The organism is Candidatus Phycorickettsia trachydisci (assembly GCF_003015145.1).
GTDB lineage: Bacteria > Pseudomonadota > Alphaproteobacteria > Rickettsiales > Rickettsiaceae > Phycorickettsia > Phycorickettsia trachydisci.
Map to the genome: position 1 here is coordinate 1,143,643 of NZ_CP027845.1, position 21,639 is coordinate 1,165,281.

Consider the following 21,639-nt stretch of genomic DNA (forward strand, 5'->3'; position numbering starts at 1 on the left):
CAGCTCCAAAATCATGAAATAGCTTTGGTGGGTAAAATTTCGCATGAGTCTCTCATTTTTCTTTCGAAAAATCATACTCAAGGGTTCAGCGGTGCAAAAGTACAAAATGCGCAATAGAATTTCTAAAAATTAATATTATCGATATATTGGAGGGTATAAAATAAGTTTTTGTACTCGTACCCAAGAATAACAAACGTAAGATTATTGTTAAAATCTAATTAATTACTCTTGAAAAACAGCTGAAAATATTATGTAAAAGGTGATTTTAAGAAGTGATACAGTGAAAATTGCAGTATAAACAAAGATAGAAAAACTTGCAAAGAAAGATGTACTTGGCAATATAGATATTAAATTATCTTTCAATTTTCAACTCCTAAACTCACACTTGTTTTACTACCTTTTTGTGTTTCAAAGCCATCTTCTTAATTAAAATTAAATTATTGTCATGTGAAAATTATAGTTAAATTCAAAACATTACTATACGTTAAAACCTCAAGTATTAGGGGATATAAGTGCTAACATGTACCACAATGCATAAAAAAATGCTGCAGTCTGAACATTCTTAAATATATCGATAATATTAATTTTTAGAAATTCTATTGCGCGTTTCGTTCCTTTGCGTCGCCAGAACTTATATTGATGCGTAAGTTCTTACCAATTGAGTCTTACCTACATCTTTTTCTGTAAGTTTTTTTAAAATATTATCATTAAATAGACTTTGGTATCTTGAAAGTTCTGATGATGGTAAATCTATCCTAAAATAATTATCCAAATAATTTTTGATCTTTGAACTCATTTCTACAAAATTGATAGGCTCAACAGCATTAGACAATGGCCTTTGAAATTCAGAAGCAAGAGTCAGCTGAGAAAAAATCAAAAATAGTGTTAAGAAAAATAAGCGTTTAAAATTATCCATATAGATATCCTTGTTCTTTAACATGGACCACAACCAAATTCTTTGATCGTGTATAATATAAAAAATCCTCTTTTCTTTCTGAGCAAAAAGATATCATACTCTTTATCTTCAGCTGATAATGATCCAAAACACAATCAATAATTATATAACCTTAGTGTATTTGCGAACACTACCTTAAGCCATGATGTATAGAGTGAACTATTTTGACACTCATAATTAATGATTATATGACCATTATTGTTAAGTTTTTTAATAAAACGATCTACATCGTTATACATAAAATCTTCGTAGCAAACCTTATCAAAAACCAACAACCATCTACTCTTATTTTGCAAATAAGACACAACCATCATCTCTGGATCAAATTTTAGCTGAAGCTGTAGATGAATATTTGAGTTTTCTAGCACTTCCTCTATAAAACCACGTGGCATTATATTCCTAGTAGGTACTATATTTACCTTATTATCATCCAAATTAGCATAAACAGCCTTAGATTCCTTAATAAAAGACTTCCAAGATTTTATTTTCATAACCTTATACCATACCTTGTCAGCAGCGAACCACTCCTCTCGTGTCTTAGGATGAGGTATGATTGTTGTAGGTCTTATAAAGGCTTTTAAAACATTTTTAGCAAGCTCTTCTTTAGTAACGCCTTGATCCAAAAAAATTACAAAATCTTCAGCAACTGAAGCACCTTGATCGGTAGCTACAGAAGGATTAATTCTAAAAGTATTATCGGATAAAAATATGCTCAAACTTTTTTTCACGCTTTAATCCTTATATACGATAATTTTGACGTCAATGCCAACTGATTTTCCATAATTGACCCTCTTATTTAAAGTCATTTGTTGAGAAAAACTACCTAAATCAGGTACAGCTATTTCTAATACCTTACTTTGAATATGATGAGGTTCTATTTGATATTTTCCTAATTCCCCCTTATTAAACTTCACCAGTCTATCAATATCTTTGCGGATTACATACTCTAGCTTTGTAGCATTTTGGTAGGTTTTAGCCCCCAAATCTCTACTTTTTATGCCTTCTGTATTTCAAAGCTTTACTCTATTACTCACAGTCGGCGAAGGCGTCGATGATAGCTTGACCTAAGGCTTCAGGGTCATCTGCTTAAACGCAAAGGATGATACCTGAAGGTATAAGTGCATTACGAACTGATTCAATGTACTCATCAGGGACGTACCAGCTCCAAAAACCTTCACGTAATTGTTTTAGCTCTCCATGTACGGGACTGGAGTTGATCAATGATTCTAAAGTTATGGGAGTGCTTGAGCTCTGTTGGTCAGTATGGCGTATATCGCGGACCAAGTGCTCACGTGACAAAAAGTTCAGTTTGTATATATCGCGTAAATCCCCTGTTTTATATTTTTCATGTATAAAAGCATGACTCCATATTTTAAACCTTCGTTTTTCTTCCGGATTTAAATAACTAATGTGCCCTCCGAACATATATGAGCTAGCATCATCCTTAAGCATCCTATTGTAGTAATATCCATATCTAACTTTTGCAGCATTAAAAAAACCAGCAGCTAAATCTTCAAAATTACTTTGAATGAAAGGCTCTAATTTTTCATCAATACAAAATACTGCTTTTGAGCTATGAGGATTTTTTGTACGGGAGGAAATATATATACTCATAATAACATTATCTACATCTTCAGCACCCTCTTCTTTTAAAGAATAGTCTAAAGCTTCAATACCTTCGAAATTAAACTTTTCTAATTTATTAAGACCGGCTTTTAATCCTTTAGGCTTTGATGAATTACCATAATGTAATCCCCTTACTAATACTTGATTAGGTATTACATTATGCTTAGCAAAAATCGATAAACAATATTCATGCCATGCTCTCCAATTGATATCAGCATAGTTAAAATTATGAAAAGCTATGCAATTACATACTCTTGTCTGGTTTCTCATTCTTTACCTAATATTTTATAGAATTCATAAACTAATTCTTTCACTTCCTTAACTTCTTTTACAAAAGCTTCCCCTCTCATATCTGGAGGTAAGTCTAAAATATTTTTTGCTCCTTTATCTCTTAAATCTTCTACCCTATCAGAATTACTCTTAATCTCAACGGTGTAGACTTTGCGCTGATACTTTGTTCCATCCCAAACCCTTTCAACCACAATAATATCAGGACGTTGTCCCAAACTACCCTCTCTCTCAAGGCCTAACCATTTGCATAGGCTACGATCCAAAATTACAAGCTCCACATTATCTAATGCCGCCATTTTCTTTGCAAATATCCATGCAGCTTTGCCATGGCCCCATGTACCAGTTTCCTGCCCCGTACCTATAATCTTCTGTAAATAAAGGTCCTCAAAGTCAACCACATCCTTCAAGTGCGGCTGAGCCTTTATCAATTGCCTTTTTACATGCTTAAATTTAGCATCGTATTGTTCATAATAAGGCTTAGCTTGATCTATTTTGTAGTATCCCCCATCAAACGCTGCTTGAGTTAGATTATGAGCCATTTTATTGAGGTTATCAATAGCAAGCTCTGCATCTTTCCCTGTAAGATTAGTAAATAGCGATTCTTCAAGTGCTTTACGGACAGGCAATGCTTGATTATGAGATTTTATCTCGATTATTTTATTTAGCTCAGGCTTGTATACAGGCTCTGCAGGCGGTGAGATAACTTGTGTATAACGAGTATCTTCTGGTTTGGTTAGGTTCTGTTTTATGTCATAATCAAAGCGAGTGGTTGGGGTAGCTCTATATTCACGAACGTTGGTTGGAGTATAACTTGGGAGGTTTTGTCCAAAGTTTTGGTATGGCTTAACCTTAAATTGTTCTGGCTGGTATGTTTTGCTAAAGTTTATACTTGCATCTTGAACTTTTATGGGATCTACCTGCTGAGGTAGAGTTATATCGCTACTTTTAATCTTTACGGTATCCGGGATTTTTCGGCTTGACAGTTGGCCTTGACTTAAGCTTTTATCTCCTTGGCTTACATTAAATGTACTGTCATTAATTTTTTGTAGTGTAACCTCTACTGCTTTGGATCCGGTAGCCTTAGGTAAGAACGTAGTAGGAGTCTTTGCGCCTTGATTTGATACACTGCTTGGTAGTTGTGATTTATTACCTCCAACGTATGATTTTTGAAGTAGGCTACGTTCAGATGAATGTGGAGTTACGTTTATTATCTTTTGATTAGAAGCCTCAAGAGGTACAGGACCAAGAATAGGCACCGGATTAGGCAATAACGTTTGTGCCTCATTAAATTTTCTACCACTTGTCACTTCAACCGCTTCGCGCACTCTAGGTTTAAAGAGACCTAAAAATAGCCCTGCTTTAACTTTATTGATTTCTGCAAATCCACGACTTTGTTTAAACTTCTCCATTATTGCCTTTTCTTCAGAAGAAGAAGTTCTACCTAAAAGAATATACGACCACCTATCACTAATTTCCAAAGCTTTTTCCCATTCGCTCTTACTCATACCGCAACCTGACTGCCATTCTCTTGCTTCTTCAATTGTATTAGGGACTTTATACGCTAAAGGTTCTTGAGCAAGAGCCGAGATATTTATAAGTTTGCCTTCTAAATCTCTGATATTTAATTTTTTAGGATCTGGTGTAAATAGATTGTTAGCGTTATATTCAAGGAGTTTTTCACGTGAAGCAAAACACATTTCCCCAGGACGAACTTTATCTTCTTTATCACATTCTAGATCTTTTTGAGGGGTATTTTCGAAATACTCTATCCATTCATCAGGAGTCCAAAAATCAGTTGGTACCGATTCTTCAGTATCTTTAGATAAGAGATATTTTAGTTCTTGCTCAACCCAAGGATCTAGGGCTTCTTCTTGGTTAGGAGTAGATTCAGCATGGCTGTCAGCAGATTGTTTATCACTAGTTTTCCAGCCATTACGGATTAGTTCTAGTTCTTCTTCTAGGGAGATGCCTTGATGAGCTGAAGTTTCAGTAATTTCATTTTCCCTAGCGATATTAGGTTTTAATTGATTAATGACTAATTCCATCTTCTCTTCGGTAGACATACCTGGACATTCAGGAATTTCAAGGGCCTCTACTGCTGCGTGATTACGAGGCTTAAAACCCTTGATTGCTTCGCTAATTATGCGCTCTCTCTCTTCAGGTGTTTGTTTTTCTAATCTTTTAAGTGCGTGCTTATCAAAGGCTTTATCAATTGCTTGATGTATTATCTGTCCCGCTTCATTAAATACAACGCCAGAGACATTATGGGTAATGCGTGTTGCTTCATTTAAACAGTAGCTTTTTGAGATGCCGTTTAGCTCGTCTTGCAGCATCTTAGCTGTGTCACTGTAGTTTTCCTGATACGCATTTGCGATTCTTTTCAGCCTTGATTTTAAAGCTCCTATTTGATTGTAGTCCATCAAATTTGATGGAATACCCATTCTATCAGTTGGATCAAATGGGATATTGTGAACATTAATTTCATTATTATAATCTAGTACGCTCCTTGATCTTAAGGCATCTATGATTTGATTATGCGCACTAGGATAAGTTTGGGCAAGATACCTACTTAAGCATTTCTGACTGGTATTTTCTGGGCTCAGTCTTTCTACTTCTTTAGATATTCTATTTAAAGCTTTTTGAGTAATATTTTCTATTTTTTTTACTTTATCAGCCATTTCAGCTCCCGTAATGCCCCATCCTACAACCTTAAGTGTTGTGCCCACTGAATGATTGACATGATTGTTTTTTAACATACCAACAACAGAGGCAAAGATACTTGATATTACGGTTTGTTCACATTGGAATGCACTGACCATGGCTCTTTGTAAAGCTTCGTAATTGTGATGGTTGCCATTTGCTTGGTCTGCAGCAAGTAAATCATGAAGCTTTTGCTGCATATCTGAATTGGTAAAGAATCTATTAGTCCTTCTTTCTACAGCTTCTCTGATATCATCCTCAAAGCTCTCAGCCATCTTTTTACCAGCATGATCAGCAATGTAACTAATACCCTTATTGGCAGCATATTTGAGAGTTTCTTTTACTATGACATCAGTTTTATTCAAAAGATTTAAGCTATGTTCTATAGAAGGCGTTATTTTAAGCATTTTGCTGAGCTGATCAAAAATCTTGTCTCCAATGATGACCAAAGCCATTTCGGCCGCCATCATAGCTTTTGAAGTAACGTATTGATCCAATTTAAATTGCTCTCCACCAGCAATTTTACCCGCATATATTAAATCCTTAATGCCACCTTCTGCCACAGTCAAACCAAGACCTATTGATACAGAAGCTTTTAAACCAAGGGCGGTAATGCCAGTTCCCGCCGATGATAATGCCATAAAACCTGCATTTAATAGGTAGATGCTAGCACAAATTTGTACCACTGCGATCACAGCTACAGCAACGCAAGCAAGCCAATCTACAGGTAATTTAGCCTCTCTTACGTCAAACATTATTGGCATGCCTAGGCTTGCAAGCTCCATCACTTCAGATTCAGGCACATCATCTTTAGGATAAAAGTCTCTTAACAACTTCACATCACCAACGGTTATGTAAGCTTTTTTAGAGCAGTTACGAATTTTATCCATTACCTTCTTGATATGGTTTGAGCAATGCTCTAAAAGTTCTACCTTAGCCATCAGCTGAGTTGCAAGGTCACATTCACCCATATAATCAGCTAAAAGTAAAAAGGTTTGTAGATTTGGGATGGCGTAGCTATGTATACCTTCAAGAGTTTTGCCCAAGGCTGTGTAAGCTTGAGGCATGTATTCATTTTTGATATCCAGGTCTCTTTCCTTTCTACATTTAAGAGATTTTTTCTCGATAATTGAATAGGCATAGTTGTAATACGCTGGGAACGTAAATTTTTCTTCCGTGATGCTTCCTCCATTAACAAAACCCTTAGCAAGAGTTAGAAGTTTTAATGCAATATCACCTCTGATACTATGTTGCTCAAAGACTTCACGTACTAGATAAGCGGGGTTAGTGACTATTTGATAATCATTTCTAAATTTTTGATCTTGGGTAGAGATAAAATTTTCAAAATCATCGTTAATGATTTGTTCAATTTTAGCATTAAGTTTATCCGCCTTTGCTTTATCAGCTAGATGAATAGCTTCTAGAATATTTGCATCATCAGAATTGAGATCTTCTTCTAATTTTAAAAGTATTCCATATATGTGGTTTAAGTCAGTAGATTCAGATTTGAAAGGAGTCAATGACTGATAGGTTACTTGGTCAGTGTAATTATTTGTAAACTTACTTAAGTAGCAAGTATGCTCACTACCTGAGTCTATAGATACTACCTTGTCATCAGTAAGGATCTTAATATTGCATTCAAAGATTTGAGCAAAAAGCATAAGTATATAATCGTCGTCGTCACTAGCTTCCCCATCCTTATGCTTTGCTGCAACCTTATATAGTAATTTTTTTAATTTCTGCGTGCTTAGTTTAAACCCTATTTGATGGGCTAAAGCTTTAAATAAACTATCAAAACTTATTTTATAGTCCGTGGTTTTAAAACCGAATTCATGAATCCTATCCTTAAAAATTAGAGCGGCTTTAGTATCCTCTAGCTTATTTTTGACTTCTCTTAAAAATGTTCCCCAGTTTTGTTCTAATTGAGCTTGCTTTGCTCTACTTTGCTCAATTTCTTTGCGATATTTACATAATTTTTCGTATAATTCATCTTCTAACTTAATTTTGTAAAACTTGTATAATTCATGTTCTAAAATCCTAAAACTCTCCTGTTCATCACGTAGTGCCTTTATCTCATCAATCCATATGTCTGCTGCTAATTCTTGATCTATCTCTAAAAAGCTACCCAAAGTATTCAAGTTAATAATCATCGATGCAGTACCAGAATTACCCTGTCTTGAAGTTCTGCCAAAAGCTTGTTGTTCTACTCTTAAGTTTTTAGGTAAGTACGTTAAAATTACATGCAAACCACCATTTTTTTCAACCTCTTGTGAAGTTTTAATATCTGTACCTCTGCCTGCAAGATTTGTGGCAATGATAATATCACTTTTTTCTACAGGACGCTCTACTACATGTTCTTCAGATTCTGAACCTTCGTAATATTTTTGGATTTTACCAGCTTTTGGTAAAGTATCCTTCAAGGCATCATATAGGAATTTTACAAACTTAATATCTTCACAAATTACCAAAACCGCTCTTTCAGCTTCAACCTGTTCCTTAATATTATTGAATACAGCTTCAATATGTCCGCTTTCAGAAAAGGTAATTAGATTATCTGAATCAAACCTTCCAGTCTTAAATCTGGGCAGAAAAGCAATATTAACGTCGTATTCTTGCTTAAGTAATTTTTGGCTATCCTCAGCACCGACAGTACCGGTGAGACCATAAATTTTACCCCCTGGATTTTGCAAATATAACTTGAAAAAACTAATGTTTGAAATAAAACTTGTGATGAGATTTTCTGAAACAAACTTAAGACCATGCTTAATTTGGAGGAACTGGTGTACTCCGTTACTCCACAAGTTATTTGCATGAATTGTACCTGTATTTGCATAATCTACGGGAGCAATAACCCTATCCCCTTTTGCGTTAGTTGTAATGACATAATCTATATCCTGTACTAGCGTCATTGTGTGCAATGCGCTTTTTACCCAAATATCTAGTTGAACATTGACCAAGTTCATCAAATAAGTAGGTATATTAAAATCATCTATTTTAGATAAAATTTCACTTAAAGACTCCCTTAATTGAGAAGAATAAAAGTGATATAGATCATCAATCTCTATAACTCTTTCCTGATAGGGTAAAGATCCAATATTTGGATCCTCTTTCAATATAATTTCATCATTAACAACTTCAAAAGCTCCTCTAATAATAAAATTTTTATCTTTAACTCGCGTAACATTTTTAGATACAAATTGTAAATGCTTCCAAATAGCTGCATATATAGGCCCTAAATACTCAGTACCAGGTATTCCACTAGAGACCATAGCAATCTTACCGCTTTCATCGATAAACATACTATCCGCCTCATCAACAATTATTACCTCATACAATCTACCTCCCCTAACATTACAATCCTTATCTTTAGACTCATATAACCAATCATATTGAAAATTGGAAGTATCTCCGTAAACTATATCCGCCTTATAACATTCCTTAACATTTGCGATGTCATTTTGTTTGTAACAGTTATGCGCAACACTAAGTCCAAAAATATCGAAAAAACCAATCCTACCATCTTTAGAAATCCTTGCAACAGCGTCACGTTTTGCTAGAGTAGCTGAACTTGTAACAATATCTACCTTATAGCCCATTAAGCTGCACATTACAGCCAAAGCTGCCGTAATTGTACTTTTACCTTCTCCAGTTTTAATTTCCTGCAACATACCTTTATCAGGCTCATGGAAGAAAGTCACTAAGGATACAACTTGAGTTGTTCTTAATATTTGACCACTGGATAAAAAGTTTGCGCGTTTAATAACACTGATTAACTCAGGTAAAAACTCTGAATCTTGAGCTTGCTCAGGGGTTAATGCCTTAGTCCATGCTTTTATATCACTGACCGCATATCTCTTAATCGCCTTAGGAACTTCAATAGTTTCCCATCTACCTTCTTCGCTATACTTATACTCTTCTATGCCACCATTCTCATCATGCTCTGGAGCAATAAATACTTTTCTTACCTCCTTAACTTGAATAATGGAAGAGGGCTGATCATCAACTTCCTGTACTTTATCATATGTCAGACGTAAAGAATTCAATTTGTCCTGATCAAAGCCCGCATTCTTTTCTCCCAGCTCTTGGAAAACTGTATCAGCATCTTTTTCATTAGGATCAGGATCAACAGTTTCATAATCTACCTCATAAGCTTGTTCATGAATTGCGGCATTTTCCACAAAATGCTCCAACTTGTTTTGAACATCTTTAAAGAAAAGATTTATTATCGGATTGTCAGTCTTCACCAAATCCTCTAGCTTATCTTTAATCTCCTCGTAAAATTCAAAACCTTTTTTGCTAATGGTTTGATTAATTATGTTGGTAATAGCCTTAACACCTTCCGTAAAAACATTTTGCTCTACCCCTTCAATTCCACTTTTCAACGAATCTAAATCTTGCTTAAAGTCACTTTCTTCATAAAAGATATCAAGAGATTCAGCTACTATCCTCTGTTTTACCTCATCATCATCTGTATTGCTTAATAATAAATCACGTGCAAAAGTCCTTGCCTCTAGATCACATTTATCAGAACGAAAAACCTTTCCTAATTCATCTATCTTATCAGCTTTAAGTTTATAGCCCTTGTCACATATATATTTTAGCAGCTTGAGAGGTCTAACAAGACTATTATTTAACTTTCCTGGATCGCTAGTTAATGAAACAGATTTTTCAACTTCTTCAAGTAACTCAGGATTGTGATCAACAAATTTATATACGTCTTTTAAGATAAGTTCACTGAGCTGATCTAGATCAGATACTTTGCCAGAAAGATACAAGAATGATATATCTTCTCGAGCTTCTTGAAGTTTTTGGGTAATTTTAGGATCAATAACTTGTTCTTGACTAAAACCAAATACATTATCTTTTAAGTGCTGTGATAGCAAATCAAGTGCAAGATTCTTCTCTTCTAAGTCACATTTATCGGAATAATAAACCTTTTTCAGCTCATCTACTTTATCATCTTTAAGTTTATATCCTTTATCACATATATAATGCAGAAGCCTTAAAGGTTTGACAAAACTATGACTTAACTTTCCTGGATCAATCCTAAAAGAAATATATGCTAAAACTCCTTCAAGTAATTCAGGATTTTGATCAACAAATTTATAAATATCTCTCAGGATAAATTCACTTAACTTGTCTTGATCAAATGTATTGTTAGAAATATACAAAAATGAGATATCTTCCTTAACATCTTGTAATTTCTGAATGATCTTAGGATCAACGACTTGTTCTTCGGCAACATTTCCCGATACATTCAGCAAATATTCCCCTTCAGGATCCACTAATCCTAAAGTACCTTGCGCACCATCCTCTGCTTCATCCAAACCCATATAAATCCTCTTAGTTAGCAGAATCTATACCATCTCCAACAATAGGCGTTTTATATTCTGTAAGGAGAATTTTTTGTACATCTCTTAGTAGCTGAGTTTGATTTTCTAACGGATCCGAAACTGAATATTTGATTTCACACAACAAATGATTCAAAGCATCTACTTCATCATTGACCTCAACCCCCTTATTCTTTTTATCAAGATATGCATTACGAGTTGCTATAAGATTCTTAAATAAGTCACCCTTTAACATGATATGGGAATCTCTTTGATTTTGAACTTCTACTTTTCCTTCAGAAGATCTTAAATCGCTAATTTTTTGGTGTATTAATTGTACTGTGTTATCATTACGTGCACACTGTAATGCCGCTTTGTAGTTTTCTAAACCTATAAACACTAAAGCTTTATTTTCTTCTATAAAGGACCGATCAAAATCCTCAGAGGTAGATAATTTTAGAGCTTGGTCTAACTTTTTTATAGCATCAAAGTATTGTTTGTTATGCAGTAGCTCACAAGCTTCAGCGTTTAAATAAAAAGCTTTATATTCTGATTTATGACTTAAATCATATGCTTGTCTATAATTTTCAGCGGCACTAGAAAATTCTTGTTTTTGGGTATGTTGATCTCCTAAGGCAACTAATGCATCAGTTTTATTCTTTTCGATTTCTTTTCCAAGAGCGCTAAAAATTATAGTTGATTTGAGAGCATCATTATATGTCTTGATTGCCAGATCATACTTTTCCTCTTTATGTAACGCTACTCCTTTAAGCTTTAATGCCTCAGATTTGCAAATCATAGTAACGGATTTTGTCGAATTGTTTATAGCTAAACCTTCAGCTTTGTGAATCATAGCTAAAGCATCTTCATATTCTCCTCGTTCAATACATTCCTTACTTAAAACATTCAAGATAGATGCTTTGCTATTTGTTATTAATCTAACCTCATGTAAAGCATTAGGATTATCAGTAAGTAATTCTAAAGCTGCATCAAATTTGCTCAATGCCTTATCGTAATCGCCTTCTCGGTGTAAACTAAGACCTTCTGTATGTAGTCTATTTGCCAAAAATATGAACTTATTTATCTTACCAGAGTTGTCATTAGTCTTAGAACCTTCACTATATTTTTCTGTTTTAGCTGGCTTAAGGCTTTTATCAACTAAAACCTTATTCTTATTGATATTTCGGCCTTCGAGCTCAAGCATCTTGCTGTAACTGGCACTGGCATTTACATAATCCCCTTCTTCATAAAAATTATCCCCTTGTGTTTCTAAGAGAGATTGTAATTTATATAAAATAGCATCTTTATCCTTTAAATGTCCTTCTTTTTTAGCTATTTTTAATGCTTCCTCTAAGCATTGTATTGCTCCTTCATTCTTCCCTTGTTGATATTTTAAACAACCTTCTGCAAAGCGTAATTTTAGTTCATAATACGAATTTTCATCATTTAACTCATATAACTTTGTATATTGATTTGCTGCTTCATCATATTTATTTTGCTTCAATAATATTTCTGCTTGGCTTTCTAAAGTATCATTTATATTTGCTAAAATTTCGCTATAAATTACACTTTCAGTAGATACAAAACTTAAAGCTTTAGTAAATTTTTTGATAGCTGCATTAACTTGATTCCTTTTTAGTAAGTAACAACCGTCTGCATATAATGCTTGTGCGTTAAACTCAGAATCTTGAGTCAGACTAAATGCTTGCTTGAAAATTTCTTTTGCTTTCAAATAGTCAGTTTTCTTAGAAAGTATATCTCCATAAAGTCTAAAAATATCAGCTGCGTATTTTAAATTTGATTCTACTTCTAACTTTCCATCCTTAACCCAGCCTTCCACCATCGTCTTACAAATTTGTATTGCTTCATTCTCTCTGTTACCAATCCATGCTTCATGGGCTTTGGCTGACAGCAACTTAATTTGATATGTTGAGTTACTCGGATAACGCGAACTTAACTGCTCGTATTTCTGCTTTGCTATACCATAATTTTGCTTTTGATATTCATGATCTCCCCATGTGTTCAAAATTTGAATTCTGCCCCTAACTATGTACTCTTTTAAACCTTCTCCGGAATCCTTAGCAGCCTCTTCAAGAATATTCCAGGCAGCCTCAAAATTTTGCTCCTGGAGTAATGATAAACTTTCTGATATCTTATCTTCTGGAGTTAAGCCAGGATCCCAGCGATCTAAATATTTATCTATAAATTCAACAGCCGAGTTGAATGCTAAGCGAGTTTGGACAGATAGAATTTTCATTTTAGACTGAAAACGACCGCCTAATTTATAGGCCTCATTATATTTATCTATTGCACAATGATAATTTCCTTGAGCATACAGTTTATCTCCTAATTCGTGAAGAAAAGACGCGGCATATTTAGCTACATAACCTTTATGTTGATCATATTTATCAACCGCCAATGAATAAGCTTTAGCAAATTCTTGTTCCGCCTTTTCTAATTCATTCTTTTGAACCAATTCACAGGCTTGGGCTGCTAATATCTTTACTTTAAACCCCCAAGAATCTACACTTAATGAATCAGCTTCTTTAAAGTACTTTTCTGCTTTAGAGTATTCGCCCTGATCTAAGAAATGATCTCCACAAATCTCTAACACTTTCAATAAAGCTTCCACATCATACTCCGCCCTACCTCTTAATGCTATATCTATAAGCTCTTCGAAAGCATCTACGGCACCTTGTACATCTGATGAAATATGTAATTCGTATCCTTTTGCAAATAGGTATTTAATTTTATACTCTGGAGCATCATTAGTTAACCTACAAGCCTTTAGATATCCTTGGGCAGCATTATGGTAATCATTAGATGCATAAAGAATATTAGCACAAGTATCAAGCACTTTAATCTTATCTTGAACGACAAGCTCATCTAATTCTTTATTCCCTGACTTATCAGCTGCTTTGAACTTATCTAAGGCTTCGGAAAAATTTTCTAAAGCAAACTCTTTGTATCCTTCAACTCTTGAGATCTTTTTAGTATATAACTCAGGATTTTCACTTAATTCAAAGGCTTTATAAAATTTTGCTTTTGCTTCATCATAATCTCCTTTGGCTAAAAGCTTTTCACCAAAATCGCTGTAAAAGTCTGCAACAAATTCTGTAATGAAACATTTATGTTCAATAAGCTCAATTACTTTATCAAATTTCTCCTGAGCAAGATCATATTCTCCACTTTGCCATAGTTCTCCACCTTCAGAAGCGAGTAATCTGCTTTGATTTAATTTAATGTGATGATCAAGTTCATATTTTTTACTGTAATAAACAGCCTTAAAATATTCGTCTTTAGCGCTATGATATTGCCCACTTTCAAGCAATTGATCACCATAATCCTCACATACTTGAAGTAGGTATTGAAGTGTAGATAATACGCTACTTTTATCTTTTTTTTCGACAAATGCTAAAAGCTTTTGCAGTGTGATAGATAATAAATCATATTGTCCTTGTTGCTGATAATTAATGACTTCTGTAGATAATAATTTTTTGTAATGTTCATCAGAATTACTTAGCTGACATACTTTTGCATAATAAATTTGTGCACCTCTATAATTTCCATGATCGCGTAACTCATCACCATATTTATCTAAACAAGCCACAATCTGATTCGCCCATTGTTTATTAAGAGATTCATCTTGTTTTTCTAGAATGTCTAAAACTTTCAAAAATTTTAAAGACGCATCCTTATAATCATTATCTTTAAACTTTAAATTTCCTTCCAAATACTCTACCTCTAAAGTATATCTTAAATTTTCAGGCACCAAATCCTCTGCTCTTTTAAAATGAAGCAACGCTTTGTTGAACATACTAGCTGCGATAAACTGATGTCCCAATTTATATGAACTACTTGCAATATGCTCGTTAATAAATTTCTCTAGATTTGGATCTTCTTTTAGCTTATATTGTGAACTCAAAATATTATCAAAGCATTTTAAGGCTTGGTCATACTGCCCTTGCTGTTCAAAATAACAACCTTGTGCGCATAACAGTTTTATATCATTCTTACTTATTTCAAAGTGCCTAATTGCATCTTCATACTTTTGATGACTCAAGGCCTTTTCACCCAACTCATCACGTATCTGGCGTATTTGTCGCGAAATAATATTTTGCCATTGCTTATAACCTGAGTTTTCTGAAAACTTAACTCTATATGCTGCATTCAAACTAGATAAAGCTTCTTCATAATCTACCTCCTCTTTAGATAAATCGCTCAATGCATTACATAACAAAAACTTAGCTTGATAAACCGCACTACTTTTACCGAAACGTTTGGTTAAATTTACCGCTTCTTCATATTTTTCTATAGCATCGTTATAACTGCCCTTTTGAAACGCACTATCCCCTTGTATTTCATAAATTAGCACTTTCAAATCGTTTATGTCAGAGTTAAAACGCTCCTCCAATTCAGGACTTCTATAACTTTTGACCAATATCGATGTTTCGTTAAACTGCTTTAAAGCCTCTGCATATTTTTTCTCCTCAAGGAGTTTTATTCCATCTATAATTGAATTTCTTACAGCTTTATTAGACCACCAATCCTTAAACTTGAACTTTGCCCAACCTACAATATCCTTACAAGTACCTACTATTTCTTCTCTAGCTACTTCCTTTAAACATTCCTTACCAAAACCTAAAAGTTGATCTTTCATTTTATTACTTTGAATTAAAGATTTAGTTGATTCATCGACAGCATAATATTCTGCTTTCTCCAAAAATTTTACAGCATCACTGTAATTTCCTGCTTTGCTGAGCTCATCAGCCTCAGCACAGAGAGTCTGTGCAAGCCCTTCCTTTATTTGGGGACCCATAGACTCATCTTCATTTAAAGCCAAAGCAAGTCTATACGCCGCTTCCGCATGCAGGAGGTCATTTTTCTTTTTTAATAGATCATTCCCTTGCTTATATAAGGTCTCTGCCTTATCTTGCTTAAACTTTGATTTTAAAGATGAATTTGCAGTAGCGCCAACAGCCTTATCCACAAAAACCAAGGCCTCATCATATTCTCCTCTGGCTCTCAAATCCGTTCCCTGCTCCTTAAAAGATATCGCTATGTTATCTTGATAAACCTTTTTTAGATAATCGTCTTCAGTTGTTTCTTTTGCTGTTCTAAACTTTAGTCTTGCCTCATCAAAATTTCGGTTTTGGAGGCACTCTATACCTTCAGCATTTAATAAAGCATTCTCTAGTTTGGATTTTTCTAATTCTTGAGCTTTTAATTCTTTTTTTGCAATTTCTAGTTCATCTTCTATATCGTTCTTTCTATTTAATTTTTCTTCTAAATTTCTCTCTGCTGAATTTTTATCTTCATTATATTTATTATCATCGTATATCTCTCCTCTAGGATCAAAAATGACTATAGGGGCAATGATCATAGGATTGCCTAGACCATAAAGCCTATCCCATTGGTTATTCTGTTGTTTATAATTTTCTCTGTTAATGGAATTTCTATGATTTTCAGCAGACTCAATATTTTCGTTTGCCGTAGTTAATTCCTCGTTTAATGATTGTATTCTATTTTGAGTAAGCTTTATATTCCCATCAATAGACTCAAGTTTAGAACGAATCTCCTGACTACTACCTTCAATTTTTAACTTGGTTGCTTTTCCTTTAGCTTTACCCAGATCTCTTTTAAACCAATAGCCGTAGTTTTTAGGAACATTATAATCTTGTTGAGCATTTTCCATTTTTCAGAATAAGCATTTGTTTAGTTAATAGATAATAGAATTGAATTTATATAATTTAATAAGAAAATTTTTTTAAGTTTACGATATTCAAAACATTTTCCTAATTCTCTAAGAACATTATTGATTTAATTCGCATTATATATATGCAATCTTTTTCTGTCAAAATCTTTTTTACGATTTTTATATAAAAAGCCTATATAACTTTAATTAATATAATCCCAAAAGTACCTTATGCTTCAGATCTTTGCTATATTTTAAATTTTAAAAATAAAATATTCCATGTAATTATTTTAGCTCTAGATTTAGATTATTATAATATAATCAACCAAAAAGGTGCTTTTCTTATTGAAACTATATTTTGATTATGTTATTTTTGCATAATAATTAAACTATCAAGTATGTATATGACAAGCTCTATAGACAAACTCTTTAACTACATGAAAACAGCTCACGAAAGAGTTGAAAATTTATGGAAAAATCAGTTTTTAGAAGATAATCCTGAGATGAAAGAAGAATTATTTAACCAAACGGACAAAGTTTGGGAAGAATTATTTGAACAAACTGCACAACTTTCAAAAGAGATTGAAAAAGAAATTATAGAACTTAAGAAGGCAGGTCAAGATATTAATCCTTATATTAATCTTTACGGTGATGAATCCAAAGTTAGTTTACTTGACTTCATCATTGATGGTTTTTTAGATAGTAGCTTACTGCAATATTTTGAAGCCTCTGATATCAAAGATCCAGACTCGATAATGATGACTGCCTTTGTTATGAATAGAGTTGACGCAATAAATTGGCTAATAGATAAATTGCCTGTCAATACTTGTGATCCAAATGGCAGGGCCTTAATACATCTTGCTGTCATGCATAATGATCCCGAAATTGTAGCGTTACTATTAGAAAGAGGAGCAAATGTAAATATACAAGATGATTATGCTAATATCGCATTACACTATGCTCGATCGGGGGAAATAACTAAATTACTTCTAGAACACGGAGCAAATCCTAATCATAAAAATTGGCAAGGAAACACCCCATTACATCAAAAGCTTTGGCTAGGGTTTCACTTAGAAGTAGCTCAAGCACTTTTAGAAGGGGGTGCTGACATTAATTTAAAAAATGATGATGGATATACACCCTTGCACGAGGCTATCTTGAAGAAGAATTTAGAAGCAACCAAATTCCTTGTAACCAACAATGCCGACATTAATGCTGAAAATAATTTTGGAGTAACTCCTTTAGAGGGGATGTTTGAATGTAGATACAAGGAGCCTATAAGATCTGCAAATATCGATTTGGAAATTTTAGAATTTTTAATAGCAAACGGAGCTGATATTAATCGATTTGATTCTAAAACCTGGAACCCGCTTAAGAAAATTATATTACATAAGTTAGATAACGAACTAGTTCAAAACAAGGTCATTTTACTACTAACTAACTCTCGAGATATCAAAATAGACTTGGAAAGTTATCCTGTACGCCAATTTTTCACAGACGAAAATAATATCAAAGCGATATTTGCTGTTGATGGCTATGAAAAACAAAAGGCTATTGCAAAAGCCAATCTTTTAAAAAATCTCCAAGATTATAGTCAAACTCATAACGACCAAAAAGTATTAGATATAGTGCAGTTAGTAGAACAAGAAATCGACTTATCTACTACAGAAATAGCTGAGGATAATGGATCATCAGATCAGTTAGATTATAAAACTGAACTATCAGGCAATACTGTAATTGATACAATAGACGCCGCTTAGTACTCTATACATCTAACTATAATTCGTTATCAAACATGAAAGATACAATAAATGAAAGCTAAACTCATCAAAACTGTATTGACTTTTAGGCAATACAGTCCTCAACTTTCCCTTTAATCCTTTTAACATTCAACGAATCCTTTAAAAAGTATTTTAGAGCTAACTTTAATGATTTATCATAATTGATTCTTGCAACCTGTTTATTTAATATAGGTTGTTTTCCTATGTTGCTCATATATAAGTCACCCAATAATTCAAATGACCTATAACTTTCTGGATGAGAGTTTTGTTGCAAGATATTACTTGCTCTTTTAAGTACCATTTCAGCGTCTTCATAATTTTTAGCTAGTATATAAAATCTACCTAAATGATTCAGCACTTTACCAGTCTCTATATGATCTTTACCATAGTTATTTTCATAATCATTAAGACTTTTCTCTAACAATTCTTTGGCTTTAGTATTATTTTTAATTTCACCGTAAATTATACCTAGATTCAATATATTCCTCCCTATATCAGGGTGATTTTCAGGCCTAATTTGCTTATATATTTCAACACTCTCTTTCAGAATACCTTTAGCTTTATCGTATTGCTTCATCATCCTGTATGTGATAGCTAAATGTGCTAAAGTTCCGGCATACACAGAACTATATTTAGGATAGTTCCCTTTATTATAAAGGCTAATAGCTTCCTCTAGTAAATCTTTAGCCTTCACTAAATTCCCCTGTTCACGATAAGCGACTCCTAAGTACCCTAAAGCCCTTGCTTCTCCTGCATAATAACCTGGTTGTTTATGATAAATATTTACACTCTTTTGCAAAGCTTCTATAGCATTTTGAAAATCACCTAAGGTTCTATAAGTATTCCCCAAATGTGTAAGAGCCAGACCTTCTCTTGGATTATCTAGTGATATGATATTATAAATTTCTACGGCTCTTTTTAAGTATTCGATAGCCGTTTGATAATCTTGACCTATTTTTCTGTAGATTGCACCTAAATGCGTTAATATCAAGGCCGTTTCTTCGTCTTGCTTATTAATATCGAGGTTTGTCTTTAAAATACGTTGCGCTTGCTTATCATTACCCAGGTAATAATATATAATCCCTAAAGCATTATCTATCGAAACCAAATCCTCTTTGTCTAGTAAATTCTGTTTATTTGATAAAGTCTCACAGTGTCTAATAAAATTCTTTAATCCCGCTGAATCTTCTAAATCTATTTGCTTCAATATATAGGATTGGATGTTATTTAGAATAACAGATAGAACTTCATGCTTTTTCTTGGTACTCAATGATCCTATAATGTCAGCCAAAATATTAATCTGCGTACTACGGTGAATAGAAAAACTCGCTAAGTTATCAATGCCTTTTTGTGCGTTATCCTTATATTTGATATTAGTAATCAATGAATTCTTTTTTAAACTTCTCAAAAAATCACTAGCAACGTATTGATCTTTAAAAAGAACAAGCAATTCTTCAGGGATATCTTGAGAATCAAGTAATGCAATTAATAATGCTAAATCACTAAATGCCTTATTCGATTGCATCATCTTTTTCAATGTTAAAGATACTATGTTATAGCGTGTCTTTGTATACTGATTAACATCTTGTAATATTGAGCTTTGTAGCTTGCTAAATTCTTTTTTAGGAGATCCAATCTCCTCAAGATATTTACCATATTCCATACCTGTATCTTTCAAATAATGGGCCGCTATTGATACATCCAAAGGAAATGAGGGAATTTGATCTAAAAATTGTTCTATTTTTTCTTGATCATGAGTTCGCTTGGTCGATGCATCACCGGTGATATTTTTAAATAATTCTAGTTTCTCTTCCTTACTAATCTCCTCTATATTAATTACATTCAGGTTATCTAGGTAGTTATTATTCTTGATAGTAGCATCTCTAGTCGTTATGATTACTCTCCCATTCCCCCAACTTCTTCTATCATGCGGAAAGTACTCACAAATATCTTTAAATGATTCAACGTTATCATAAATAATTAGCCAGTTAGTGAAGGATTTGAGCTGTTTTTGAGTAAAGATTAATAGTTGCTTATTTTTATTAGCAAGATCCTTAATATCTAAAATATTTCTCAATTCTTGCTTATCAGCATTAGTATTACACAAAGCATATGCTAAACCCTCCAGTGACAAAGATAGGCTATTTTTAGTTTCGGCATTAAGTTCCCATATTATAGAAGCTTTTTGATTTCTAGCAAAATTACGAGCAATCGTAGTCTTACCAGAACCTCCAACGCCTACTAACACAGCCGTATTAATTTCATTCGATTTTGCAAATATTCTTCCCAGCCGATCCTGAATTTCTTTTCTTTCGAGTAATATTTTTTTACTCGGCAATAGAAAGTTGACGCTAATATTGTGAAAAGAATTTTGACTTATATAGTTGGTGTAACCTAGGATAAATAGCGATAATATTACTGCTATTGCTATGATCAATAAGGTAATCATAATTATTCTCTTAGTTGATTTTTTGTCTTTTAGATCTTGATCTTTCTTTGAATCTAATAATTTTGTTGTTACATCACTTCTAAAGTTAATTATGTTATTCTTGTGTTTATTAAAGTCTGATACTAAAACACTTATATCTATATTCGGCGCTAATAATTCTATGATTTTAAATATTGCCGAATATATTTGATCTCGTCGAAAGCAATCTATAATTTTAATATCAGAAAATTCCTCTAAGGAACCATCCTTTACTCTCTTGTCGAAGCAGATAAGTATAACATTACCAAACGTTTCTTTCTCTTTTAATTGTAACAAATTTTTTTCCGTTAACGTTACTATAGTTTTTTTGTTGTTTACATCAAATTTATTAGGTTTTTTAATAATATTAACATTAGCTAACTTTAAACAATTAACTATATATCCAAGTTTATCATCTACTACATGACTCACAATGCATGATATACTACTGTTTTTTAATTTTGCGGCTAATTTAGCTAGTTCAGATAAGAATAATTTGTTTATTAATAAGTCTATATAATGTTGCCTTATTAATAGCAGTCCTGAAGATCTCTCGACAAAATCTTTTATGCTTTCTTGAGAATTGGATGAAATTTTCGTTAAAATATTTTTTACGTAACCTTCAACGGTTCTCGGTGAAATACCTAGAATATCGGCAATTTTCTTCATTCCACGTACATTAGTAATACAGGAAATTATATCTACTTCCCTTGGAGTAAATATTATGCCGTTTATTTGAGATATTTGTTGTGCTTTCATACTATCTCCCAAAATTGCCACTTTAGTTCCGGTAC

General features: G+C 33.2%; 8 protein-coding genes. 1 reads left to right on the forward strand and 7 read right to left on the reverse strand.

What is annotated here, in order from left to right; all coding sequences use genetic code 11:
* Positions 1 to 631: 631 nt before the first annotated feature.
* From phytr_RS05000 to phytr_RS05025, 6 genes are all read right to left on the reverse strand, one after another.
* Positions 632 to 916, reverse strand: a complete 285-nt coding sequence (locus tag phytr_RS05000; RefSeq protein WP_158706875.1) for a hypothetical protein — start codon at positions 914 to 916, stop codon at positions 632 to 634.
* A 134-nt stretch (positions 917 to 1,050) separates the two neighbouring features.
* Positions 1,051 to 1,683 carry a hypothetical protein gene (locus phytr_RS05005; protein ID WP_106874776.1) on the reverse strand — a complete coding sequence of 211 codons (633 nt, stop codon included), beginning with the start codon at positions 1,681 to 1,683 and terminating at the stop codon, positions 1,051 to 1,053.
* Positions 1,684 to 1,686: 3 nt separating this feature from the next.
* Complete coding sequence (locus tag phytr_RS05010) at positions 1,687 to 1,938, reverse strand: endonuclease toxin domain-containing protein (RefSeq protein ID WP_106874777.1); 252 nt, start codon at positions 1,936 to 1,938, stop codon at positions 1,687 to 1,689.
* A gap of 103 nt (positions 1,939 to 2,041) precedes the next feature.
* Complete coding sequence (locus phytr_RS05015; RefSeq protein WP_106874778.1) at positions 2,042 to 2,851, reverse strand: hypothetical protein; 810 nt, start codon at positions 2,849 to 2,851, stop codon at positions 2,042 to 2,044.
* Positions 2,848 to 10,905 carry a preprotein translocase subunit SecA gene (locus tag phytr_RS05020; protein ID WP_106874779.1) on the reverse strand — a complete coding sequence of 2,686 codons (8,058 nt, stop codon included), beginning with the start codon at positions 10,903 to 10,905 and terminating at the stop codon, positions 2,848 to 2,850. The genes phytr_RS05015 and phytr_RS05020 overlap by 4 nt, the downstream gene beginning before the upstream one ends.
* Before the next feature lie 10 nt (positions 10,906 to 10,915).
* The gene (locus tag phytr_RS05025; RefSeq protein WP_106874780.1) at positions 10,916 to 16,597 is read right to left on the reverse strand and encodes a hypothetical protein; all 5,682 of its coding nucleotides are present in this window, start codon (positions 16,595 to 16,597) and stop codon (positions 10,916 to 10,918) included.
* Positions 16,598 to 17,001: 404 nt separating this feature from the next.
* Between phytr_RS05025 and phytr_RS05030 the strand changes: the two genes are divergently transcribed.
* On the forward strand, positions 17,002 to 18,357 hold the full coding sequence (locus phytr_RS05030) for an ankyrin repeat domain-containing protein (RefSeq protein ID WP_158706876.1): 1,356 nt from the start codon (positions 17,002 to 17,004) through the stop codon (positions 18,355 to 18,357).
* Between the two features lie 85 nt (positions 18,358 to 18,442).
* On the opposite strand, the gene phytr_RS05035 is transcribed toward phytr_RS05030, so the two are convergent.
* Positions 18,443 to 21,604: a tetratricopeptide repeat protein gene (locus tag phytr_RS05035; RefSeq protein ID WP_106874782.1), complete on the reverse strand. Its 3,162-nt coding sequence runs from the start codon at positions 21,602 to 21,604 to the stop codon at positions 18,443 to 18,445.
* Positions 21,605 to 21,639: the final 35 nt, after the last annotated feature.